We start from the raw sequence: 21,658 nt of genomic DNA on the forward strand, positions 1-21,658 counted from the left end.
AGTACGAAAGACTACTGGCTGACCGGAGGCGCTTCCACGTCAGCGATGCCCACGAAACGCGTCCCCACGCCGTCGTACTCGCTGCGGACGCAGCCGGGGCGCACGGCGGGAACGTCCGAAGGGGCGTGGTGCCCGCACACCACGTAGGTGAAGTCCGGCCACCACTTCTTGGGCCGGGCGGCTTCCTCGTACCCGCAGACGGCGCATTCCAGGTGTACCCAGACGGGCCGTTTGCCGGTGCGGTTGGCCCGTGACTGCACCAGCCAGGGCGGGGGATTGTCCATGATGCCGCGGAGCTCGTCCTCCGACATCCATTTCGGCAGGCCGTGGCGCTGTGCCATCTCAAGGGGAACATCAAGGGTTATTGCTGCGTCGCGTCTGCTGATCATCACCTTCCACCATACGGGAGCCGGCCAAATCGGCAGAGGACAGCCCGCTTAACCGCCGAGGACGCAGCCAGGGTGCGGGGTGTCGCTGGAGACCCACAACGCTGAGGCGATTTCGTCAGCAAGGTCGTAGTCGCGGGTGCCGCCCGAACCGGCGATCCGGACCATCAGCGCGCCGCCAAACGGCCGCCGTCCCATCACCTCGACTTCGGCGTCGAGGTCGATGTCCTGGGCGGCGAGGTACCGCAGGAGCTCGGGGTTGTCATCACTGATCCTGGTGATCTTGCCGCTGTGTCCCTGGTCCAGCGCGGCGAGCAGGTGGGCGCGCGGCATCAGGACCTGGCCGTCCGCGGTGGGGATGGGGTCGCCGTGCGGGTCCCGCTTAGGGTCCCCGAGCTTGGCGGCAACGCGTTCGATGAACGTATCCGACACTGCATGCTCCAGCTGTTCAGCTTCATCGTGGACCTCGTCCCAGCTGTAGCCGAGCCGCTGGACGAGGTAGGTCTCGATGAGCCGGTGGCGCCGGACCATGGACAGGGCCAGGCGCAGGCCGGCCTCGGTCAGCGTGACGGCGCTGTAGGGCTTGTGGTCCACCAGGCCCTGGTCCTTCAGCTTCCGGACCATTTCCGAGACCGAGGAATTTGCCACTCCCAGCCGCTGTGCCAGCTGGGAGGACGTGATGGGCTTGTCCTGCCATTCGGTGAATGAGTAGATGACCTTGACGTAGTCCTCGATCGAGGAGGAGGGCGCGCTGGTCTTCACATGCCCAAGCCTACCGGTTTGGCCGGTGCGGCAGCGTGCGCCGCTTCGGCCACCCCGCCGCAGACCGCGTGCGTCATGCCTTGGTGGCGCGCCAGGCCAGGGTGAGGTAGGGAAGGTCAAGTTCCTGGCCGGGGGCATGGGCCAGGTGCTCGTGCAGGTACCAGTCCAGGTTGGCCAGAACTTTTGCCCGCGTCGCCTCACCGGCCCGAAGGTAGTAGCTGCGCGACTTGGTGAGCTCCATCAAGTCCCCGGTGGTCACCCTGTCCTGCCAGTGGGTGACGTGACCTTCGAGTCCGTGGAATTCGGGCCCGACGACGGGCTTGTGGCCGGGCCGGTACACATCGCCGGCGTGCATGATCCGGGAGAGCCGGTGCACCCAGGGGACGGAGGTGTCCAGCTGGTTCCAGACCAGGCCAAGTGTTCCGTGCGGGCGCAAGACGCGCGCCAGCTCGGTGCTTGCCAGCAGGGGGTCGCACCAGTGCCACGCCTGGGCAACGGTCGCGACGTCGAAGGCAGCGTCGGGAAGGCCTGTCGCCTCGGCAGTCCCCGGCGCAGCCGTGGCGGCGGGGCAGTGGGCCTTCAGCTGGGCGAGCATGTCCGCAGAGGGGTCGACGGCGGTGACGTCCAGTCCCATGGTCAGCAGCAACGCGGTGAACTTTCCCGTACCCGCGCCGACGTCCAGGGCGTCATGGGCTCCGGCCGGTACCAGCCACCGTGCAGATTCCGCAGGATAGCCGGGACGGACACGCTGGTAGTGGCGGCCGCCGTCTTGGAAGCTCTGCCCGAGCTCCGTGCGCCGGCCGTGATCAAGCCTGGGGCCACCCCGAACCACGCGTGGCCTCCTTCTGGTGCTGCCTGCGGATGTCCTTCGAATTTACCGCATGCCCGGCATCAGCAGGCAGCCGCCGCCCCGCCGCCTAGTCGTCCAGGCAGGGGGCTGCGCCGGCCGTCCCGGGGGTATTGGGCGCCCAGTGCGGGTAGGTGCGGAAATCATTGGCGGGCACCCAGCGGCCCGCATCCACCACGTAGTCCCATCCCAGTCCGTTGCTGCGCAGCGTCCGGATGCCGGTGAGGAGGCGTTTGGCGTCTTCCAGCCGCGAACCCACGCCGAAACTTGCCCGGAGGGAGCCGGACGGCAGGCCCAGGCGCTTCAGCAGGGGATGGGCGCAGAAGCGGCCGTCGCGCAGGCCCACCCCATGCTCTGCGGAAAGGTAGGCGGCCACCAGCCCTGCGTCGTAGCCCTCGACCGAGAAGTTGACCACGCCGATGGTGTCCGTTTCCGGGTTGGTGTCCTTGAAGATCTGGTGGACGGTGACGCCGTCGATGTCCTGCAGGCCCTCCACCAGGAAGGAACGGATGGCGGATTCGTGGGCGTGCCACCGGTCCTGGTCGAGTTCGGCGATGACCTGGGTGGCGCGGGCCAGGGTGGCGGCGCCGAGGACGTTCGGCGAGCCCCCCTCGTGGCGGGCCGGGCCCGTGGCCCAGCTGACGCCGTCGAGCCGTGCTTCCTTGACCGCCCCGCCGCCGGCGAGGTGCGGGACACCGGTGTCCAGCCAGTCGGGACGTCCCACCAGGACACCCGCGCCGAACGGCGCGTACAGCTTATGGCCGGAAAAGGCGAGGTAGTCGACGTCGTCCGCGCTGATGTCCACCCTGCGGTGCGGCGCGAGCTGGGCCGCGTCCACCACGATCCGGGCGCCGTGCTGGTGGGCCAGCGCGGCCAGGGCCCGGATGGGAAGAATCTCGCCGGTGACGTTGGAGGCGCCGGTGACGGCCAGCAGGCTGACGCCGCCCTGCTCCAGCTCGGTCCGGACGGCGTCCAGGGTGCCGGTGATGGTGTCGGCGGCAACGATGCTGCGGTGCGGAACGCCCTGCCACGGCAGGAGGTTGGCATGGTGTTCGATGTCCAGGTAGAGGACCTCGCCGTCATGCCGGCCGTCGGTAGCAGGCAGGCAGCCGGCCAGGAGGTTCAGCGAATCGGTGGTGTTGCGGGTGAAGATGACCGAATCATCCGGCCGGCCGCCCACGAAGTCCCGGACGATGCTGCGGGCGTTCTCGTAAACGGACGTGCTGATCTGGGACGCGTAGCCGGCCCCGCGGTGGACGCTCGCGTAGTACGGCAGGATCTCGTTCAGGTAGGCGGAGACCACGGAGAGCGCCGGAGCGGATGCGCCGTAGTCAAGGTTCGCGTACCGGATGTGGCCGCCGGAAATCAGTGGTGCCTGGATTTCCGCGCCGGTGACGGCAGCAAGGGGACGGCCGGCAACGGCGTGGCGATCTCCGGGAGCGCCGGATTCGGCAATGGCGGGCTGGGGGGAGACGGTGGCAGTTGTCACAGAGACCTCACTTGAATACAGGACTCCGGCATAGGGAATCCGCGCTTGCCGCATCCACTCCGGACCGGCCTGGTCGTCACCCGGGGCACCCCGCCGCGAATGGAGGGTTGCCGGCCAGCAAACCGGGGTTTTGCGCTGGCACTCGTGACCTGCATAAAAGCGTAGGACATGGGGCGGCCAGGATTGAAGCCGCGGCAATTGTTAAGGGCTTTGTTACGCAATATCGAATAAACGACGCCGGACACCCCCGTCTGGAGGTGTCCGGCGTCGCAATATTCGCCTAAGGGGGCCAAACCGTGGCAGTTACAGCAGGTCGTCCAGGTACGGGTTGAGGCGGTGCAGCACCTCTGAGTGCAGGATCGAGTTGGTGGCCAGCGCGTTCCCGCCGAACGGTCCGTCCTCGCCTTCGAGGGAAGTGAACCGGCCGCCCGCCTCAACCACGATCGGCACCAGCGCAGCCATGTCGTAGAGGTTGAGCTCCGGTTCGCAGGCGATGTCCACCGAGCCCTCTGCCACCATGCAGTACGACCAGAAATCGCCGTAGGCCCGGGTCCGCCAGACGTCTTCGGTCAGCCCGAGGAACTCGTCGAGGTTGCCGCGTTCCTTCCAGCCGCTCAGGCTGGAGTAGGAGAGGGAGGCGTCGGAGAGGCTGGACACGTCGGAGACGCGCAGCCGGGTGGCAGCTGCCAGGGACCGGCCCATGTACGCGCCCATGCCCTTTGCCGCCCACCAGCGCTTGCCGAGGGCCGGGGCGCTGACCACGCCCACCACAGGCTCGCCTTCATCCACCAGGGCGATCAGCGTGGCCCAGACCGGGACGCCCCGGACAAAGTTCTTGGTCCCGTCAATGGGATCGATGATCCAGCGCCGTGAACCGTGCCCGGTGCTGCCGAACTCCTCACCCAGGACGGCATCGCGGGGCCGGGAGCGGGAGAGCTGGCCGCGGATGGCTTCCTCCGCTGCCTTGTCGGCGTCGGTGACGGGCGTCAGGTCCGGCTTGGTCTCAACGTGGAGGTCCAGGGCCTTGAAGCGGCTCATGGTCTGGTCATCCACGGAGTCGGCCAGGACATGGGCCAGGCGCAGGTCATCGTTGTAGCTCGAAGCGGGTTGGATCATGGTTACAAACTACCGTCTGTGGACGCTTCTGCCGGGAGAACGCGTCAGTTGACGCTGCCGAGCTCTTTGGTTTCCTGTGCGTCCATGCGCGGGTCCGTGCCGAGCAGCCGCCGGAGCGATGCCAGGCGTGCCGGGCCGGTGGGACCTGCGTTGCCGCCTGCCACCCAGTCGTCGAGGCCGCAGTTCACCGCGTTTGCAGTGTGCTTGCACCCGCGTTCACAGTTTTCGATGCCGGGGGACAGGTCGGGGAAGGAGCGCAGGATCCGGTCCGGGTCCACGTGTGCCAGTCCGAAGGAACGGATACCGGGGGTGTCAATGATCCAGCTGCCGGCCGGCGCGTCCGCCAGGCGCAGGGCCAGGGCCGACGACGACGTGTGGCGGCCGCGCCCCGTGACCGCGTTCACTCCGCCCGTGGCCCGCTCGGCGCCGGTCAGCGCATTCACCATGGTGGACTTGCCCACGCCGGAGTGCCCCAGCATCACGGTGACCTTGCCGTCGAGATGGGCGCGGAGGTCGGCCACCGCCGCGCTGTCCAGCCGGGCGGAGAGGCCGTCGTCCGACCGTGCATCGATCCCGGAGGCCTGTGCATCGGCGGTCCGGCTGATGATCACAGGGAAGTCCAGGTGGGTGTAGTTGGACAGCAGCTCCGCGGGGTCTTTCACGTCGGCCTTGGTGACCAGCAGGATCGGCTCGATCCCGGCGTCATAGGCAGCCACCAGGGCGCGGTCGATGAACCCGGTGCGTGGTTCCGGGTTGGCGGCCGCCACCACAATCACCAGTTGGTCGGCGTTGGCCACCACGGCGCGCTCGACGGGGTCGGTGTCGTCGGCGCTGCGGCGCAGGAGGGTGTGGCGGTCCTGGATCTTCACCAGGCGGGCAAGTGTGTCCGGTGCCCCGGACACGTCCCCCACGAGCGAGACGAAGTCGCCGGCAACCACGGGCGAGCGGCGCAGTTCGCGGGCCCGCGCCGCGATGACAACGCGCTCGTTGTCCGAGTCTTCGCCTACTACTGCCGTGTATCGGCCGCGGTCCACCGTGATGATCCGTCCGGTGACGGCATCGTCATGGCTGGGCCGGTCCTTGGTGCGGGGCCGGGAGCCTTTCTTGCTGGGGCGGATCCGGACGTCCGATTCGTCCCAGGAGTCAGTGCTCCGCGCCACTGCCGCGCCCTTCCGGCCCCGGCGCCCCGGCGGCATCCTGGGCCAGCATGTTTGCCCACAGCTGCGGAAAGTCGGGCATGGTCTTGGCTGTGGTGGCGACGTCCTCCACCTGGACGCCGTCCACCGCGAGGCCCAGGATTGCCCCGGCAGTGGCCATGCGGTGGTCGGCGTAGCTGTGGACGACGCCGGCGTGCAGCCGGGCGGGCCGGATGACCAGGCCGTCGCTGGTTTCCTCGGCGTCGCCGCCGAGCCGGTTGATTTCCGCGACCAGGGCCGCCAGCCGGTCGGTCTCATGTCCCCTGAGGTGTGCGATCCCGCTGAGCCGGGAAGGCCCCGTGGCAAGGGCGCACAGGGCCGCGACCGTAGGAGCCAGCTCACTGGTGTCAGCGAAGTCACCGCCCTTGATCTGCGGGCCGCCGGTGACGGTCAGGACGCCGTCAGCCAAGGTGACGGTGGCTCCCATCCGGGCCAGGATGCCGCGCCAGAGGTCGCCCACCTGCTGCGTTTCCAAGGGCCAGTTGGGGATGCGGACCGTACCCCGTGAGGCCAGGGCCGCCGCCAGGAAGGGCCCGGCGTTGGAGAGGTCCTGTTCAATCCTTTGGTCGAAGGCGTGGATGGGTCCCGGTGCCACCACCCAATGGTTGGGGACGGAATCGTCCACTGACACGCCGGCGCCGCGCAGGACGGCCACCGTCATGTTGATGTGGTCCAGGCTCGGCACCGGCTTCCCCACGTGCTCAAGGTGCAGGCCCTCGTCGAACCTTGCTCCCACCAGCAGGAGGGCGGAGACGAACTGCGAGGAGGCGCTGGCATCGATAACCAGGTGGCCGCCCCGGACGGCGCCGGTGCCTTCCACCACGAACGGGAGCGACGACGGCGCGGCGCCGTCTTCGGCGGAAACAGCCACGCCTAGGGCTTTGAGGGCTTCGATGATGGTCCCCATGGGACGCTTCCGGGCATGGGGGTCGCCGTCGAAAACACTGGCGCCGTTGCGGAGCGCTGCGAGCGGCGGGACGAACCGCATGACGGTGCCGGCAAGGCCGCAGTCGATCCTGGCGGCGGACGGCGCGGCTGCCGCCGGGAGCGGAACAACCTCCAGGTCAGGCCCAAAGGATCCGTCCCCCGGCACTTCGGTGATGGTGGCGCCGAGCTGCCTGAGCGCTTCGATCATGAGTGCGGAGTCCCTGGAGTGCAGGGGTGCCCGGAGCCGGGACGGGCCGTCCGCGAGGGCCGCGAGGACCAGGTACCTGTTGGTCAGGGACTTCGATCCGGGGACGGTCACGGTGGCGTTGACGGGCCGGGATGCGAAAGGTGCGGCCCAGTGCTGGACGGGTGTTCCGGAGGTGTCCCGGGTGGCAGCTGCTGCGGTCATTCGTGCTTAGGCTCCCGCGGCGTGCTCGACGGCGCGGCGTACGGCCTTGTCCGCCTTGTTCAGCTTCTTGGTGGTGGTCCGGCGGGCGTCGGCGGCCAGGTGCGAAGCGTTCCGGCGGGCGTCGGCGGCCAGGTGTTCGGCGCGCCAGGCGAGGCCGGGCTTGCCTGCAGTGTCCACGGAGGCGAGCAGGGCGCCGCCACTGAGGGAGAGGTTCTTGAGCAGTTGGTTCCTGCGGCCTTCGCGCCCTTCCTTGCTGCTGATGTCCGCGCTGCGCCACTCAACGAAGGTGTTCAGGAGGGAAACCACGGTGAGCAGGCCGGCCGAGAGCCGGGAGAACTTGCCAAGGCCGAACAGGACACCGGCTCCCACCTGGGTTCCGCCGATGACGCGGGCCAGGGTCTTCTCGTTCGTCTGGAAGGGAAGCGAGGCCGCAGCCTTGCGCAGCAGGGGTGAGAGCTGCTGTGCAGTGTCGTCGGAGTTCTTGAGCTTGTCCAGTCCGGCAAGAACGAAACTGGAGGCGAGCATGGGCCTGGCGAGCGTGCGGACAAAGGACATGGATTTCCTCCTGGATGGACGGACCGCGGCGAGCGGCGGAGTCGGTCCTAGTCTTGCACTTTTGGGGAATATTTGCCCGCGGGAGACGGTTATGGCTGTCGGGTCTGAAGGATGGGCCCGGCGATCAATCACCCGATACAGAGCGGAGTTGGGCCTTGCGGAAGGTGTTGGACGGGACCAGACAGGCGGGACCGGTGGCAGTGGACAAGCTGGCCACCGAGCCGCCCGGGTACGGCATGCCCCCGGCAGGGCGGCTGACAGTAGACTTGAAGGCAATGAGCACCCTGGATCCGGCCGTCGCGGCCATGTATGAGGCTTCTCCCGGCGAAGCGAACGGCAGGGAAGGAACGTCACCCCTGGCCGCAGGGCCGGCGGATGCCGGTCCGCCGGCCGTTGACGCGGACGCTGAAGACAGCACCGTGGACGTTGCCACGGAAAGCGTGGAACAACGCCGCCTTCGTTTTGAGCGGGACGCCATGCAGTATGTCGACCAGCTGTACTCAGCGGCGATGCGTATGGCCCGGAACCCGTCGGACGCGGAGGACCTGGTCCAGGAGGCCTACACCAAGGCTTTCTCGGCTTTCCACCAGTACAAGCCGGGCACCAACCTTAAGGCGTGGCTCTACCGGATCCTGACCAACACGTACATCAACCTGTACCGCAAGCGGCAGCGTGAGCCCCTGCAGTCCAACTCGGACAGCATCGAGGACTGGCAGCTGGCCCGGGCGGAATCGCACACGTCCAGCGGACTGCGTTCGGCCGAGGCTGAAGCCCTGGACCACCTTCCGGATTCCGACGTCAAGAGGGCGCTGCAGGACATTCCGGAAGAGTTCCGCCTGGCGGTCTACTTCGCGGACGTGGAGGGCTTCGCCTACAAGGAAATTTCAGACATCATGAACACGCCCATCGGCACCGTGATGTCCCGGCTCCACCGCGGCCGGCGAATGTTGCGGGACATGCTCGCGGAATACGCCGCCGAGCGGGGATTCAAAACGGCCGCGGATGCGTCGGATGCGGCAGGAAGCAAAGCACAGGAGAACAGGAAATGAGCGACTGCCAGGGATTGGGCGACTGCGACGATACCCGGATGCAACGCATCTACGAGTACCTTGACGGGGCACTGACCCGCGAGGATATTACGGAAATCAAGAACCACCTTGATGACTGCCCCGAATGCACGGAGCAGTATGACCTCGAGTGCGTCATCCGCAACATGGTCAAGCGGTCCTGCACCGAGTCCGCACCGGACAACCTCAAGAACGCCATCCTGGACCGGATCCACGCGATCCGTCCCGTGGAGGCGTAGGTACCGGACGCGGTAACGCCCATCAGGGCCGAAGACAGCAAAGGACCCCGTAAGCCGAGTGGCTTGCGGGGTCCTTCACTTGAACCGTAGTCCCTGGCATTTGCCTAGGTGTTGGGGCGCTTCCCGTGGTTCGCGCCGCCACGCTTACGGTCACGACGCTTGCGTGCACGCTTGCTCATAGCTGGCCTCCTTACTGTTGGTACTCAAAAGAGCTGCCCTCAAGTCTCCCACATGATCTGGCGCCCCGCGAACCGGGAAACGGCGGATGACCTGCGGCAGGGCTGCGTGGCGGGGTGCTAGGGCTGGAGGGTGCCGCGGATGGCCGCACGGGCGTCGTCCAGGGCCGTCCTGACCGTCTCCAGCGTCACGGGGCTGATGGGCCGGTGCATGGCCTGGCGCCGCAGGTCCGCGCGGAGCTCGTCGCGGAAATCCTGCAGCAGCAGTTCTGCCTCCCTGAGCGGCTGCCCCCTGCGCGCCTGCGGCTGGCCGCTTCCAGGCGGAGTGGTGGCCGAGGCAGCCGCGGCACGGGCTGCCTCCGCCGTTGCCGCAAGGTCGCTCCGGAACCCCCGCATGCTGCTGCGGATGTCCTCCCTGAGGGTTCCGGAAAGCCGTTGCACCGAGGCCGCGATGTCATTCTCAACGCCCGCCAGGTCCTCGCGGCGCCGGTTCAGTTCAGCAAGGCCGGCGGCTGTGATGCGGTAGTTGGTGCGCCGTCCCGCCGGCTCGGTGGACACCAGTCCGTCCTCTTCGAGCTTGCCCAGCCTGGGGTAGACGGTTCCCGCACTCGGTGAATACGTCCCGCCGAAACGGTCCTTGAGCGCCTTGATGAGCTCGTAGCCGTGCTTGGGGCCGCTTTCGAGCAGGGAGAGGAGATAGAGGCGCAACGCACCGTGTGCGAAGACGGGAGGCATCAGCGTTCAGCTTCCCCAAGGGAGTCGACGGGCGCCGGTGCCGGTGCGTGCGATATGGAGGTTTTGCCGGACACCGAGTTGGTCCGGACAAGCATCAGCTGCCCATCGGGCCCGGCAATCGTCTCCACCTTGCCGTTCGTAAGGAGGCACTGGTGGCCGTCCAGGATCACCGCCCCGCCGGCGGACTTGGCGACGATGTCGACGCCCACGTCAGCGGGCAGGCTGATGGTGAGGTCTCCCGAGACGGAGTTGGAGCCAAAATCCTGCGTGTAATCGAGCAGCTCGAAGCTGAGGTGTCCGCTGACGGTGTTGGTGCGTACATGGCTGAAGTGGCCGGACGCAGTGACTTCACCGGAGATGCTTTTGGCGGTAAGGACACCCCGGTGGTTCCTGACGGCCACGCTGCCGCTGACCGTGTTGACCTGCAGTTCGCCGGAGGTGCTGTCCGCAGTGACGGAACCCGCCACGGTGTTGAGCCGGACATGGGCGGCAATACCTGAGACGGTTCCATCCCCCCTCACGGTTCCGGCTTCCACCTCCACTCCGCGGGGAACGGCGACGGTGATGACGGCAGAGTTGTCGCTGGTGTGGTTGACGGTCTCCATGAGGTTCTTGAACCAGCCCTGCGCACCGTGCAGTTGATGCCGGACTTCCAGCCTGCCGCCGTTCAGGGACACCGCCACGGGGTCGCCGTGGACCTCGGAGAATTCCAGGCGAACTGCGGGCGCGTCGTGCTCGATGATCTCAAACCTGCCCCCGACCATGCCGAGTTTCACGGACGTCACGGCGTCCACGTCGATGGTCTGCGGGCTGGCGACAGTCCAGTTTTCTCCGGCCATGGTCCCCTCCAAAAGGCGATATATCGCGTTGTTGCTCCAACGTATCGCCGCCCGGTGGCGGGGTCAAGATATATCTCGAACGGCGCTACTGGGGCGCGTCCATGCCCAGCCACTGGAACCAGCCGCGGTGCAGCACCAGCCATGCCATGAGGCCATACCCGGCCTGGCCTGGGGTTCCGCCGTTTGCGGCGAGGTCCTGGCGCCACTGTTCGTGGTTCAGCAGGGGCGAGAACGTGTCGACGTAGAGGTGCTTGCGGCGGGTGGTCACATCCGCGAAAGCGGTATTGAGTTCGTCCAGCCGGCGGTTCTGGGCGGGGTCCAGGGTGGGGGGTGGCCCCACGACGAATACTTCGATCCGGTTCTGGGAAGCCGAGTCCAGGATATTGGCCAGGTTCAGCCGGCTCCGTGCAGTGGAGAGGCCGAACTCGATGTCGCGGCCCGAAAGGCCGATGACCAGCCGGTTCTCCGCCTGGGGGCTGAATCGCCTGCCGGCTTCATCCAGCCAGCGCGCAGCGAGGCCTTCCGTACCTTCCTGCGGGCAGGGGAGGGCATAGCTTTCGAGCAGCATGCCGTCCTGGGGAGTGCGGCCCAGGACGCGGCCCAGCCAGCCAAGTGCCCGGGGATCGCCCAGTCCGGCCAGCAGTTCGTCTCCTACAGCCGCGATCCGCAGCTTCCTGTCTTCCACGCGTTCCTCTTTACTTCGGTACGGGTTTACTTCGATACGGCCGCTGCCATCGTTGCCGCCGCTGCTGCGGCGGCGCGGGGAGGCGCTGTCAATCCATTAAACAGAACTGCCCGGCCGGAGTCGGGTATTTCGACTCCGGCCGGGCAGCCTCACTGCTTACTTCCGTGCAAATGCCTGCTTCAGCAGCACATCCTGCTCCGCAGCGTGCCGTTTCATGGAACCGGCGGCCGTGGAGGCCGATGCCGGGCGGGACACCAGGCGGACGCGGCGGTCGAGGGCCTCCGGCAGGTGCAGGCCCATGAACGGCCACGGCCCCTGGTTGGCAGGCTCGTCCTGCGCCCACACCACTTCGGCGTTGGGGTACTTGGCGAGTTCCGCCTCGATCTCGGCGTGCGGCAGCGGGTAGAGCTGCTCCACGCGGATGATGGCGGTGGTCTTGTCGCCGGTCTTCTGCCGGGTGGACAGGAGATCGTAGTACAGGCGGCCGGACACCAGGAGCACGCGTTCGACGGCGGTGGCCGGCAGCTGCTCGTGGTCACCGATGACGGGGCGGAACGTGCCGTTGGTGAAGTCCTCGACGGACGACGCGGCAGCCTTCAGGCGCAGGAGCTGCTTGGGCGTGAAGATGATCAGCGGCTTGCGCGGGCGGCTGTACGCCTGGCGGCGCAGCAGGTGGAAGTGCGAGGCCGCCGTGGTGGGGTTGGCCACGATCATGTTGTCCTCGGCACACAGCTGCAGGAACCGCTCGATCCTGGCGGAGGAGTGGTCCGGGCCCTGTCCCTCGTAGCCGTGCGGAAGCATCAGGACCAGCGAGGAGCGCTGGCCCCACTTCTGCTCGGCGGACGAGATGAATTCGTCGATGATGGTCTGCGCGCCGTTGACGAAGTCGCCGAACTGGGCCTCCCACAGGACCAGGGCATCCGGGCGTTCCACGGAGTAGCCGTACTCGAAGCCCATGGCAGCGTATTCGGACAGCAGGGAGTCGTAGATCCACAGCTTGGCCTGGTCATCGGAGAGGTTGCCCAGGGGCAGCCATTCCTTGCCGTTGGCACGGTCGTGGAAGACGGCGTGGCGCTGCACGAAGGTGCCGCGGCGCGAGTCCTGCCCGGCCAGGCGTACGGGGACGCCCTCCATGATCAGCGAGCCGAAGGCTGCAATCTCGCCGAAGCCCCAGTCGATGCCACCCTCGCGGGACATCTGTTCGCGCTTCTCCAGAAGCTGCTTCAGCTTGGGGTGGACCGTGAAGCCGTCCGGGATCTCGACGTGTGCCTTGCCGATCCGGGCCAGCGTTTCGGCGCTGATGGCCGTGGAGGCCGGTGCGCTGACGCTGGAATCGGACTGCTGTGCCTTGGGCCGTTCGATGTCGGACACGGCAGCGGAGTCGGCGGTCACGATCGGGATAGGCGAGGTCTGGGCGGCGTGGGTCTCGGCAAAGACCCGTTCCAGCCGTTCCTGGTAGTCGCGGAGCAGCTGCTCGGCTTCTTCCTCGGTGATGTCGCCGCGGCCGATGAGTGACTCGGTGTACAGCTTGCGGACGGAGCGCTTGGCTTCGATGAGGTTGTACATCAGCGGCTGGGTCATCGAGGGGTCATCGCCCTCGTTGTGGCCCCGGCGGCGGTAGCACACCATGTCGATCACAACGTCCTTGTGGAAACGCTGCCGGAACTCGTAGGCCAGCTGGCCGATGCGGACAACAGCCTCGGGGTCGTCGCCGTTCACGTGGAACACCGGCGCCTGGATCATCTTGGCAACGTCCGTGGAGTAGGTGGACGAGCGCGACGACGACGGTGCGGTGGTGAAGCCCACCTGGTTGTTGACCACGATGTGGATGGTTCCACCGGTGCGGTAACCCCGGAGCTGGGACAGGTTCAGCGTTTCAGCCACCACGCCCTGGCCGGCGAAGGCCGCGTCGCCGTGGACCATGATGGGCAGGACAGGGAACGACTCGCCCTGGTCCAGCCGGTCCTGCTTGGCCCGGACGATGCCTTCGAGGACGGAGTCCACGGCTTCCAGGTGCGACGGGTTGGCGGCGAGGTAGACCTTGGTCTCCTTGCCGTTGTCCGAGGTGAAGGTGCCTTCGGTGCCCAGGTGGTACTTGACGTCACCGGAGCCCTGCACGGAGCGCGGATCCTGGGTGCCCTCAAACTCACGGAACACCTGGGCATAGGTCTTGCCGGCGATGTTCGTCAGCACGTTGAGGCGGCCACGGTGGGCCATGCCGATCGCAACCTCGTCCAGGCCGTCGTCGGCGGCATCGGACATGATGGCGTCAAGCAGCGGGATCAGGGACTCGCCGCCTTCCAGCGAGAAGCGCTTCTGGCCCACGAACTTAGTCTGCAGGAACGTCTCAAAGGCCTCGGCGGCGTTCAGCTTGGAGACAATCCGCAGCTGTTCCTCGCGGCTGGGCTTGGAGTAGGCGTGCTCCAGCTGGTCCTGGAACCACTTGCGCTCGGCAGGCTCCTGGATGTGCATGTACTCGATGCCCGTGGTGCGGCAGTAGGCATCGCGCAGGACGCCGAGGATGTCGCGGAACTTCAGCATCGGCTTGCCGCCGAAGCCGCCGGTGGGCCATTCGCGGTCCAGGTCCCAAAGGGTCAGGCCGTAGGTGAGGACGTCGAGGTCCGGGTGCTTGCGCTGGACGTACTCCAGCGGGTCGGTGTCCGCCATGAGGTGGCCGCGGACGCGGAAGGAGTGGATCAACTGCTGGATCCGGGCCACCTTGTTGATCTCGTCGGCCGGGTCCACCTGCAGGTCCGGGCTCCAGCGGACGGGCTCGTACGGGATGCGCAGGGCTTCGAAGATCTCGTCGTAGAAATTCTGCGCGCCCAGCAGCAGCTGGTGGACCAGCTTGAGGAACTCGCCGCTGCCGGCGCCCTGGATGACGCGGTGGTCGTACGTCGAGGTCAGGGTGAGGACCTTGCTGATGGCGTTCTGGGCGATGATCTTCTCGCTGGCGCCCTGGAACTCTGCGGGGTAGTCAAGGGCGCCGACGCCGATGATGGCGGCCTGGCCCTTGGAAAGGCGGGGCACCGAGTGGACGGTGCCAATGCCGCCGGGGTTGGTCAGGGACACGGTGGTGCCCTGGTGGTCCTCGGCGGTGAGCTTGCCGTTGCGGGCCCGCTTGATCAGGTCCTCGTACGTGTGCCAGAACTCGGCGAAGTTGAGGGTCTCGGCCTTCTTGATGTTCGGGACCATGAGCAGCCGGGTGCCGTCGGGCTTGGGCATGTCGATGGCGATGCCGAAGTTGACGTGCGCCGGCTGGACGGCAACGGGCTTGCCGTCTACCTCGTCGTAGTACACGTTCATGGAGGGGAACTGGGACAGGGCGCGGATCACGGCGTAGCCGATGAGGTGCGTGAAGGAAACCTTGCCGCCGCGTGCGCGGGCCAGGTTTGAGTTGATGACCACACGGTTGTCGATGAGCAGCTTGGCCGGAATGGCACGGACGCTGGTGGCAGTGGGCACCTGGAGGCTGGTGACCATGTTGGTGGCGATGGCCTTCGCCGGTCCGCGGAGGACGGAGACGACGTCTTCCTCGGGTGCGGTGGGTGCCTTGACGTTCTTGGGCAGCTGCGCCGGGATGGGCTGCGAGCCGGTGCCGGCCTCGGTCTTCTTGCCGCCGTCGCGGGCTTCCGTGGCCGGGGCCTTCTTGACGGGTGCGGGGGCTGCCGGTGCGGCAGGCGCCGGGGCAGCGGCGGCGGCCGGCGCAGCGGGGGCGGCAGCCGGCGACGGTGCCGGTGCTGCGGAAGCCTGCTTCACGATGGGGAGTTCCCGGGTGGGAGGGTTGGCGGCCTGTGCGGAATTTCCGTTGGAAGAAGAACCGTTGCCCGAGTCGAAGGATTCGAACAGGGGCCACCACTTGGCATCCACGGCGTTCTTGTCCTGCTGGTACTGCTCGTACAGTTCGTCAACGAGCCACTCGTTTCCGCCAAATTCCTCTGGTAGACGGTGGCTTGGCTGCTCTGGCACTTGAAATACGCCTCTTCCATGAGTTTGATTTCTCTTTGGCCCCCCGGTGCTTCAGCACTACGTTCGAACCAGTCTCTGCGTCCTCTGAACCCGGACCTTTGCAAGTCTAGTGAGCATCCTGTGTTAACTGCCAATAAGGGTGACTCAAATCATGAAGTGACGAACCCGGGCCCGAATATGGCGGCCACCGGCCTGCCGCCGGGGGCCGTCATCAGCCCAGCGCGGCAGGCGCGCAGGCGGGCCAGCAGGCCACTTCCGGCCGCCCGGCCGAGCGTCCGGCGCGGGGCTGCTCCTGTAGACTGAAATTCTTATGGACAGTAAATCTAGGTGCCGGCCTGGGCGCTGTCAGCGGAGCTCGAAGAGCAGCGCCGCGCAGTCCGCCCCCAGAGCCGGCAAACCCCGACAACGCGCCCATCACCAGCCCACGGCCCAGCTTGCCGCAACCCGCACGGACCAGGCGTCGGTATCCGCCGATCATCCTCCGCCGGGACGAAACAGCTTTTCCACACCACGGCCGACTACCCTTCCGGCACAGCCCGCGCTCCGGGCGGGATGCTGAATGGAGTGGCTCCTCCTCGCAGCAGGCTTGCTGCTGATCGCCGGCACCGGGTTCTTCGTGGCCGTCGAGTTCTCCCTCATCGCCCTGGACCAGGCCACCGTCCAGCGAGCAATCGACGACGGCGACACGGGCGCGGTGCCCTTGCTCACCTGCCTCAAGTCGTTGTCAACGCAACTGTCCAGCTGCCAGCTCGGCATCACGCTGACCACCTTGCTCACCGGTTACGTTATGGAACCCTCGGTGGGCCGCCTCCTCAAGGCGCCGCTGGGCGCCGTCGGACTTCCCGACGTGGCGGTGGAGTCCGTGTCCCTGGTCCTGGCGATGGTGGTGGCGACCCTGCTGTCCATGCTCCTGGGTGAGCTGGTGCCGAAAAACATGGCCATCGCACTCGCTTTTCCCGTGGGCCGCGCCCTGGCCGGCCCCCAGCTCGTCTTCACCACCATCTTCAAGCCGGCCATCCTGGTCCTCAACGGATTTTCCAACAAGGTCCTGCACGTCTTTGGGCTGGAAGCCAAGGAGGAGATTTCGGGAGCCCGGACGCCGGCGGAGCTCGCTTCGCTGGTCCGCAGGTCCGCTGCGATGGGAACCCTTGACGCCGGGACTGCCAACTTCATTGCCCGCACCCTGAACTTCTCCACCAGGACAGCGGCGGACGTGATGACACCGCGCATCAGGCTGGAGACGATCGACGCAGACCAGCCGGTCTCTGACGTCGTGGATGCGGCACGCAGGACCGGCTACTCACGCTTCCCGGTCATCGGTGATTCGGCCGATGACATCCGTGGCCTGGTGCACGTCAAGAAGGCCGTGGCCGTTCCGTGGGAACGCCGGCAGAACCTCGAAGCGGGCGCCATCATGACCGAGGTGCTGCGCGTGCCCGAAACCATCCACCTGGATGCCCTGCTGGCCGAGCTCCGGGAGGGAAACCTTCAGCTGGCCGTCGTGCTGGATGAATACGGCGGAACCGCCGGCATTGCCACCCTGGAAGACCTGGTGGAGGAAATCGTGGGCGAGGTGGCGGATGAGCACGACAAGGTCCGGCCGGGGCTGCTGCAAAGCGCCTCCGGCGACTGGTACTTCCCTGGGCTCCTCCGTCCCGATGAGCTGTCCGAGCAGATTCCCGGCCTGAGCGTTCCGGATGAAGCGGCCTATGAAACCGTGGGCGGCTATGTCATGAGCAAGCTCGGCAGGATCGCGGCCGTGGGCGACACCGTTCCGGTCAATGGCGGGACACTCAGCGTGACCCGGATGGACGGCCGCAGGATCGACCGTATCTGCTTCCACCCCGCGGCGGAGCCGGCTGCGCAGGACGCCAACCACAGGAGCAAGCCATGAGTGACTGGGCCGGAATACTGTGGCTGGGCGTCCTCCTGCTGGGCAACGCCTTCTTCGTGGCCGCTGAGTTCGCCATCATGTCCGCGCGCCGCAGCCAGATTGAACCCCTGGCGGACGCCGGCTCAAAGCGCGCCCACACCACCCTGCGCGCCATGGAAAACGTCTCCCTGATGCTGGCATGTGCGCAGCTGGGCATCACGGTCTGTTCGCTGTTGATCCTGCTGGTGGCCGAGCCGGCAATCCACCACCTGCTCGCGGTCCCCATCGAGACGGTGGGCCTCCCGGCGGAAGTGGCTGACGTGGCAGCCTTCGCTGTGGCCCTGATGCTGGTGACCTTCCTGCACGTGACATTCGGCGAGATGGTGCCCAAGAACATCTCGGTGTCCGTGGCGGACAAGGCAGCACTGTTCCTGGCCCCGCCGCTGCTGTTCATCTCGCGGCTGGTCCATCCGGTGATCTCAGTCCTCAACTGGTCCGCCAACCACATCCTCAAGCTGATGCGGATCGAGCCCAAGGACGAGGTCACGTCCTCCTTCACCCTGGAGGAGGTGCAGTCGATTGTGCAGGAGTCCACGCGCCACGGCTTGGTGGATGACGACGCCGGGCTCATTACGGGTGCGCTGGAGTTTTCGGAGCACACGGCTGAGGACATCATGGTCCCGATCGGAAACCTGGTCATGCTGGGGGCATCCACCACCCCCGTGGAGTTCGAGAAAGCCGTCAGCCGCACTGGTTTCTCCCGGTTCCCCATGCTGGACGACGAGGACATGCTCTACGGCTACCTCCATGTAAAGGACGTGCTGTCCATACCGGAGTCCGCTTATGAACTGCCCATCGCCGAAAGCCGGGTCCGGTCACTGGCAAACCTGGCCCTGGGTGACGAGATCGAAAAGGCCATGTCCGTCATGCAGCGCACCGGATCCCACCTGGCGCGCGTGATTGGCCCGGACGGCACTACGCGCGGGGTGCTCTTCCTCGAGGACGTCATCGAACAGCTGGTCGGCGAAATCAGGGACGCAACCCAGGCCACAGGAATCCGCAGGCTGGGCCAGCCGAACGGCAGCTGAGACCCCGGACGCGCCCCTGGCTGTTCGCAGGGGCGCGTCCGGGGTGGGCCGTGGAAAGCGGCGCGTCCACCTAAATAGGAATCATTCGCATTTAGGTATAGGCTGGGCACTGTTGTCCTCCCCATCCTGTGTGAACTGAGGTTTTCCGTGCGCCGTCCAGCCGCTGCCAGCTCTTTCCTTGCCGCCCTCGCCGGTGTCGGCCTCCTGCTCAGCGCCTGCGGCCCCCAGCCGTCGCAGACCGCGGACCAGGCGCAGGGGATCAACGTTGTGGCCTCAACAAACGTCTATGGTGACATCGCCCGCACCATCGGCGGGGACAAGGTCAACGTGACGGCCATCATCAACAGTGCCGGGCAGGATCCGCACTCCTACGAGGCGACCGCGCAGGACCGGCTGGCTGTGTCCAAGGCCCAGCTCGTCATCGAAAACGGGGGCGGCTACGACGACTTCATCCACACCCTGGTGGAGAGCAGCAAGCTCGACAGCGCCTCCGTGCTGACCGCCGTCGAGGTTTCCGGCCTGGCCCACCCGGACGAAGCTGCCAGTGCAGCGCCATCCACCACCCCCGAGGCAGCAGCTGGCCATGACGGTCACGACCACGGCGGCCTTAACGAGCACGTCTGGTACAGCCTGCCTGCCATGGAGCGGATGGCTGACGGCATAGCGGACAAGCTCGCCGCGCTGGACCCCGGCGCTGCGGCTACCTTCTCCGCCAACGCTGATTCCTTCAAGTCCTCCCTGTCCTCCCTCCACGGCCACCTGGATGCCATGAAAGCCGCCGGGGGAGGGGGCCGGGTGGCAGTCACGGAGCCGGTCCCGCTCTACATGCTGGAAGATGCCGGGCTGGCGAACGCGACGCCTGAGCAGTACACGGCCGCCATCGAAGAGGGCACTGACGTTCCTCCCGCCGTCCTGAAGGAAGCCACGGACCTGGTCGGTTCCAAGGCAGTCCGCCTGCTGGGCTACAACGCCCAGACGGAAGGACCCCAGACCGAGGCGCTGAAGAAGGCGGCGGAAACCGCCGGAGTGCCCGTTGTGGACTTCACCGAGACACTGCCCGAAGGCAAGACCTACCTGCAGTGGATGACGGACAATGTGAACAACATCAGCAAGGTTCTGGAGACAAACAGGTGAATTCCGTCGTCAGCCTCAAAGGGGCGCGCCTCAGGTTCGGCCAGCGCACGCTCTGGGACGGCCTTGACCTGGACATCAGGCCCGGCGAGTTCTTCGCCGTGCTGGGTCCCAACGGCAGTGGCAAGACCAGTTTCCTGAAGGTCCTGCTGGGCCTGCAGAAACTGCACGCCGGAGTAGCGCTGCTTGGCGGGCGCCCCGTGGAACGCGGCAGCAACCTGATCGGCTACATACCCCAACAGAAATCCTTTGCGCCGGACACGCCCATGCGTGCCCGCGACCTGGTCGGGCTGGGAGTGGACGGCCACCGCTGGGGAATCCGGCTCTCGCAGGGCAGGACAAACCGGAAAGTTGACCAGCTCCTGGAACTCGTGGGTGCATCCGACTACGCCAGCGTCCCGGTGGGGCAGCTCTCCGGCGGCGAGCAGCAGCGGCTTCGGGTGGCCCAGGCCCTGGCGACCGATCCCCAGGTCCTGCTCTGCGACGAGCCCCTGTTGTCCCTGGACCTGCACCACCAGCAGGCGGTGAGTGCCCTGATCAGCAAGCAGAGCCGCGAGCACAACAGTGCCGTGGTCTTTGTGACCCACGAAATCAACCCGATCATCGAGTACGTGGACCGGGTCCTCTACCTGGCCGGGGGACGTTTCCGCGTCGGAGCGCCCGATGAGGTCATGACCACCGACGTGCTGTCCGACCTTTACGGCAGCCATGTGGAGGTGATCCGCGCCAACGGCCGGCTCGTGGTGGTAGGCCTTCCCGACGCCACCACCCACCACCACGCCGGCGCGGACACGATGGCGGGGGAGGTGCTGTAATGGACGCCGACAGCATCCTGGGCGCCATCTTCAATTTCGACAACTACGGCGAGCTGCTGGTCCTGGTCCAGAACTCTATCTGGGCGGGTGCCATCCTGGGGCTGCTTGGCGGCCTGGTGGGCACTTTCGTCATGAAGCGCGACCTTGCCTTCGCAGTCCACGGTATTTCCGAGCTGTCCTTCGCGGGAGCCGCTTTCGCACTCCTGGTCGGGGCGGATGTGGTCTTCGGCTCGCTGGTTGGATCGGTGGCGGCCGCACTGCTGCTGGGCCTGATGGGAGTCCGCGCGCGGGACAAGAACTCGATCATCGGGGTCATCATGCCGTTCGGGCTGGGACTGGGCATCCTGTTCCTGTCGCTCTACCAAGGCCGCGCGGCGAACAAGTTCGGGCTGCTGACCGGGCAGATCGTTTCCGTGGACACAGTCCAGCTCCAGGTACTCGCCGGGACCGCCGTCGTCGTGATGCTCGTGCTGCTGGCCATCTGGCGGCCGCTCAACTTCGCCAGCGTTGATCCGGAACTCGCTGAGGCGCGGGGAGTGCCCGTCCGCAGCCTGGGCATCGTGTTCATGATTGTCCTGGGCGTCAGCGTGGCCCTGTCCATCCAGGTGGTGGGCGCCCTGCTGGTCCTCGCCCTGCTGATCACCCCCGCTGCCGCGGCGTTGCGGGTCACCTCATCTCCGGTGGCGGCGGTGGTGCTCAGCGTGGTCTTCGCCGTGACGGCCACGGTGGGCGGGATACTGCTGGCCCTGGGCGGCCGGATCCCCATCAGCCCCTATGTCACCACGTTGTCGTTCCTGATCTACGTGGTGTGCCGTACCATCGGCTCGGTACGGGAGGCCCGCGGCCTCAATGGGCGGGTCCTTACAGCTTCCCGGCAGCCTTAAGGGCGGTGCAGTCCGGGCACAGCCCGAAGATTTCCACCGTGTGGTCCACCTCGGTGAACCCATGCTCGGACGCGGTGCGCACGGCCCACGTCTCCACGGCGGGGGCTTCCACCTCCACGGCCTTCCCGCAGTTCCTGCACAACAGGTGGTGATGGTGGCCGGCCACCGCGCACCGCCGGTACACCGCCTCGCCATCGCCGTTGCGCAGCACGTCAACCAGGCCCTCATCGGCGAGTGACTGCAGGATGCGGTAGGCGGTGGCAAGCGACACCGACACACCCTGGTTTTGCAGGATCCGGTAGAGCTCCTGGGTGCTGACGAAGTCGTCCAGCCGGTCAAGGGCAGCACTGACGGCTTTGCGCTGCTTGGTAACGCGCTGTTCCTTGCCGCCTCCAGCCGGGGACGGGGCGGCGGAATCAGCCTTGACGCCGGTAGGCATGGACGAACTCGCTTCCGTGGGGGGCAAACAT

Annotated in this window: 21 protein-coding genes and 1 riboswitch; of the genes, 7 read left to right on the forward strand and 14 right to left on the reverse strand. The window is 66.8% G+C overall.

Features of this window, described 5'->3' with window-relative positions:
• Positions 1-11 precede the first annotated feature (11 nt).
• From MRBLMD1_RS04465 to MRBLMD1_RS04500, 8 genes are all read right to left on the reverse strand, one after another.
• A complete protein-coding gene (locus MRBLMD1_RS04465) occupies positions 12-389 on the reverse strand; it encodes a hypothetical protein (protein WP_159631605.1) in 378 nt (125 codons plus the stop codon).
• A gap of 48 nt (positions 390-437) precedes the next feature.
• Positions 438-1,148 carry a metal-dependent transcriptional regulator gene (locus MRBLMD1_RS04470; protein ID WP_159631606.1) on the reverse strand — a complete coding sequence of 237 codons (711 nt, stop codon included), beginning with the start codon at positions 1,146-1,148 and terminating at the stop codon, positions 438-440.
• A 73-nt stretch (positions 1,149-1,221) separates the two neighbouring features.
• Entirely contained in the window at positions 1,222-1,980 is a 759-nt protein-coding gene (locus MRBLMD1_RS04475; RefSeq protein ID WP_159631607.1) for a class I SAM-dependent methyltransferase, read from the reverse strand.
• Between the two features lie 85 nt (positions 1,981-2,065).
• Complete coding sequence (locus tag MRBLMD1_RS04480; protein ID WP_159631608.1) at positions 2,066-3,484, reverse strand: aminotransferase class V-fold PLP-dependent enzyme; 1,419 nt, start codon at positions 3,482-3,484, stop codon at positions 2,066-2,068.
• A gap of 36 nt (positions 3,485-3,520) precedes the next feature.
• A riboswitch (SAM riboswitch) is annotated at positions 3,521-3,634 on the reverse strand.
• Positions 3,635-3,787: 153 nt separating this feature from the next.
• Positions 3,788-4,600, reverse strand: coding sequence for a histidinol-phosphatase (gene hisN, locus MRBLMD1_RS04485; protein WP_159631609.1), 813 nt, complete (start codon positions 4,598-4,600; stop codon positions 3,788-3,790).
• Between the two features lie 44 nt (positions 4,601-4,644).
• Positions 4,645-5,760 carry a ribosome small subunit-dependent GTPase A gene (gene rsgA / locus MRBLMD1_RS04490; protein ID WP_364397763.1) on the reverse strand — a complete coding sequence of 372 codons (1,116 nt, stop codon included), beginning with the start codon at positions 5,758-5,760 and terminating at the stop codon, positions 4,645-4,647.
• Positions 5,744-7,132: a 3-phosphoshikimate 1-carboxyvinyltransferase gene (gene aroA, locus MRBLMD1_RS04495; RefSeq protein ID WP_364397765.1), complete on the reverse strand. Its 1,389-nt coding sequence runs from the start codon at positions 7,130-7,132 to the stop codon at positions 5,744-5,746. The genes rsgA and aroA overlap by 17 nt, the downstream gene beginning before the upstream one ends.
• A gap of 6 nt (positions 7,133-7,138) precedes the next feature.
• Entirely contained in the window at positions 7,139-7,687 is a 549-nt protein-coding gene (locus MRBLMD1_RS04500; RefSeq protein ID WP_159631612.1) for a DoxX family protein, read from the reverse strand.
• A 236-nt stretch (positions 7,688-7,923) separates the two neighbouring features.
• Between MRBLMD1_RS04500 and MRBLMD1_RS04505 the strand changes: the two genes are divergently transcribed.
• Positions 7,924-8,736: a sigma-70 family RNA polymerase sigma factor gene (locus MRBLMD1_RS04505; protein ID WP_159635361.1), complete on the forward strand. Its 813-nt coding sequence runs from the start codon at positions 7,924-7,926 to the stop codon at positions 8,734-8,736.
• The gene (rsrA, locus tag MRBLMD1_RS04510) at positions 8,733-8,993 is read left to right on the forward strand and encodes a mycothiol system anti-sigma-R factor (RefSeq protein ID WP_056334975.1); all 261 of its coding nucleotides are present in this window, start codon (positions 8,733-8,735) and stop codon (positions 8,991-8,993) included. The genes MRBLMD1_RS04505 and rsrA overlap by 4 nt, the downstream gene beginning before the upstream one ends.
• A 104-nt stretch (positions 8,994-9,097) precedes the next feature.
• Here the strand turns inward: rsrA and MRBLMD1_RS21980 are convergent, their stop codons facing one another.
• From MRBLMD1_RS21980 to MRBLMD1_RS04530, 5 genes are all read right to left on the reverse strand, one after another.
• Complete coding sequence (locus tag MRBLMD1_RS21980) at positions 9,098-9,172, reverse strand: 50S ribosomal protein bL37 (protein WP_369299106.1); 75 nt, start codon at positions 9,170-9,172, stop codon at positions 9,098-9,100.
• A gap of 117 nt (positions 9,173-9,289) precedes the next feature.
• Positions 9,290-9,904, reverse strand: a complete 615-nt coding sequence (locus MRBLMD1_RS04515) for a PadR family transcriptional regulator (RefSeq protein WP_364397768.1) — start codon at positions 9,902-9,904, stop codon at positions 9,290-9,292.
• Complete coding sequence (locus tag MRBLMD1_RS04520) at positions 9,904-10,743, reverse strand: DUF4097 family beta strand repeat-containing protein (protein ID WP_364397770.1); 840 nt, start codon at positions 10,741-10,743, stop codon at positions 9,904-9,906. The genes MRBLMD1_RS04515 and MRBLMD1_RS04520 overlap by 1 nt, the downstream gene beginning before the upstream one ends.
• Positions 10,744-10,828: 85 nt before the next feature.
• Positions 10,829-11,428 carry a GDSL-type esterase/lipase family protein gene (locus tag MRBLMD1_RS04525; protein WP_364397772.1) on the reverse strand — a complete coding sequence of 200 codons (600 nt, stop codon included), beginning with the start codon at positions 11,426-11,428 and terminating at the stop codon, positions 10,829-10,831.
• Between the two features lie 156 nt (positions 11,429-11,584).
• Complete coding sequence (locus tag MRBLMD1_RS04530; RefSeq protein WP_275181244.1) at positions 11,585-15,397, reverse strand: multifunctional oxoglutarate decarboxylase/oxoglutarate dehydrogenase thiamine pyrophosphate-binding subunit/dihydrolipoyllysine-residue succinyltransferase subunit; 3,813 nt, start codon at positions 15,395-15,397, stop codon at positions 11,585-11,587.
• A gap of 559 nt (positions 15,398-15,956) precedes the next feature.
• Here MRBLMD1_RS04530 and MRBLMD1_RS04535 point away from each other — a divergent pair.
• The 5 genes from MRBLMD1_RS04535 (at position 15,957) to MRBLMD1_RS04555 (ending at position 21,188) form a co-directional block, all read left to right on the forward strand.
• Entirely contained in the window at positions 15,957-17,291 is a 1,335-nt protein-coding gene (locus tag MRBLMD1_RS04535) for a hemolysin family protein (protein ID WP_159631615.1), read from the forward strand.
• Complete coding sequence (locus MRBLMD1_RS04540; RefSeq protein WP_159631616.1) at positions 17,288-18,358, forward strand: hemolysin family protein; 1,071 nt, start codon at positions 17,288-17,290, stop codon at positions 18,356-18,358. Before MRBLMD1_RS04535 ends, MRBLMD1_RS04540 begins: the two co-directional genes overlap by 4 nt.
• A gap of 147 nt (positions 18,359-18,505) precedes the next feature.
• Complete coding sequence (locus MRBLMD1_RS04545) at positions 18,506-19,492, forward strand: metal ABC transporter solute-binding protein, Zn/Mn family (RefSeq protein WP_364397775.1); 987 nt, start codon at positions 18,506-18,508, stop codon at positions 19,490-19,492.
• Positions 19,489-20,304, forward strand: a complete 816-nt coding sequence (locus tag MRBLMD1_RS04550; RefSeq protein ID WP_364397777.1) for a metal ABC transporter ATP-binding protein — start codon at positions 19,489-19,491, stop codon at positions 20,302-20,304. The genes MRBLMD1_RS04545 and MRBLMD1_RS04550 overlap by 4 nt, the downstream gene beginning before the upstream one ends.
• Positions 20,304-21,188: a metal ABC transporter permease gene (locus MRBLMD1_RS04555; RefSeq protein ID WP_364397779.1), complete on the forward strand. Its 885-nt coding sequence runs from the start codon at positions 20,304-20,306 to the stop codon at positions 21,186-21,188. Before MRBLMD1_RS04550 ends, MRBLMD1_RS04555 begins: the two co-directional genes overlap by 1 nt.
• Here the strand turns inward: MRBLMD1_RS04555 and MRBLMD1_RS04560 are convergent.
• Positions 21,166-21,627 (reverse strand): Fur family transcriptional regulator, encoded by a 462-nt coding sequence (locus MRBLMD1_RS04560; protein ID WP_364397781.1) that lies wholly within the window; start codon positions 21,625-21,627, stop codon positions 21,166-21,168. The genes MRBLMD1_RS04555 and MRBLMD1_RS04560 overlap by 23 nt on opposite strands.
• Positions 21,628-21,658: the final 31 nt, after the last annotated feature.

Source organism: Pseudarthrobacter sp. LMD1-1-1.1 (assembly GCF_040676255.1).
Lineage (GTDB): Bacteria > Actinomycetota > Actinomycetes > Actinomycetales > Micrococcaceae > Arthrobacter.

Excerpts from the sequence above, each read along its gene's own strand:
- MRBLMD1_RS04465 (WP_159631605.1), bottom strand. The coding sequence starts at position 389 with ATGATCAGCAGACGCGACGCAGCAATAACCCTTGATGTTCCCCTTGAG.
- hisN (WP_159631609.1), bottom strand. The coding sequence starts at position 4,600 with ATGATCCAACCCGCTTCGAGCTACAACGATGACCTGCGCCTGGCCCAT.
- aroA (WP_364397765.1), bottom strand. The coding sequence starts at position 7,132 with ATGACCGCAGCAGCTGCCACCCGGGACACCTCCGGAACACCCGTCCAG.
- MRBLMD1_RS04500 (WP_159631612.1), bottom strand. The coding sequence starts at position 7,687 with ATGTCCTTTGTCCGCACGCTCGCCAGGCCCATGCTCGCCTCCAGTTTC.
- MRBLMD1_RS04505 (WP_159635361.1), top strand. The coding sequence starts at position 7,924 with ATGCCCCCGGCAGGGCGGCTGACAGTAGACTTGAAGGCAATGAGCACC.
- rsrA (WP_056334975.1), top strand. The coding sequence starts at position 8,733 with ATGAGCGACTGCCAGGGATTGGGCGACTGCGACGATACCCGGATGCAA.
- MRBLMD1_RS04515 (WP_364397768.1), bottom strand. The coding sequence starts at position 9,904 with ATGCCTCCCGTCTTCGCACACGGTGCGTTGCGCCTCTATCTCCTCTCC.
- MRBLMD1_RS04520 (WP_364397770.1), bottom strand. The coding sequence starts at position 10,743 with ATGGCCGGAGAAAACTGGACTGTCGCCAGCCCGCAGACCATCGACGTG.
- MRBLMD1_RS04535 (WP_159631615.1), top strand. The coding sequence starts at position 15,957 with ATGGAGTGGCTCCTCCTCGCAGCAGGCTTGCTGCTGATCGCCGGCACC.
- MRBLMD1_RS04540 (WP_159631616.1), top strand. The coding sequence starts at position 17,288 with ATGAGTGACTGGGCCGGAATACTGTGGCTGGGCGTCCTCCTGCTGGGC.
- MRBLMD1_RS04555 (WP_364397779.1), top strand. The coding sequence starts at position 20,304 with ATGGACGCCGACAGCATCCTGGGCGCCATCTTCAATTTCGACAACTAC.
- MRBLMD1_RS04560 (WP_364397781.1), bottom strand. The coding sequence starts at position 21,627 with ATGCCTACCGGCGTCAAGGCTGATTCCGCCGCCCCGTCCCCGGCTGGA.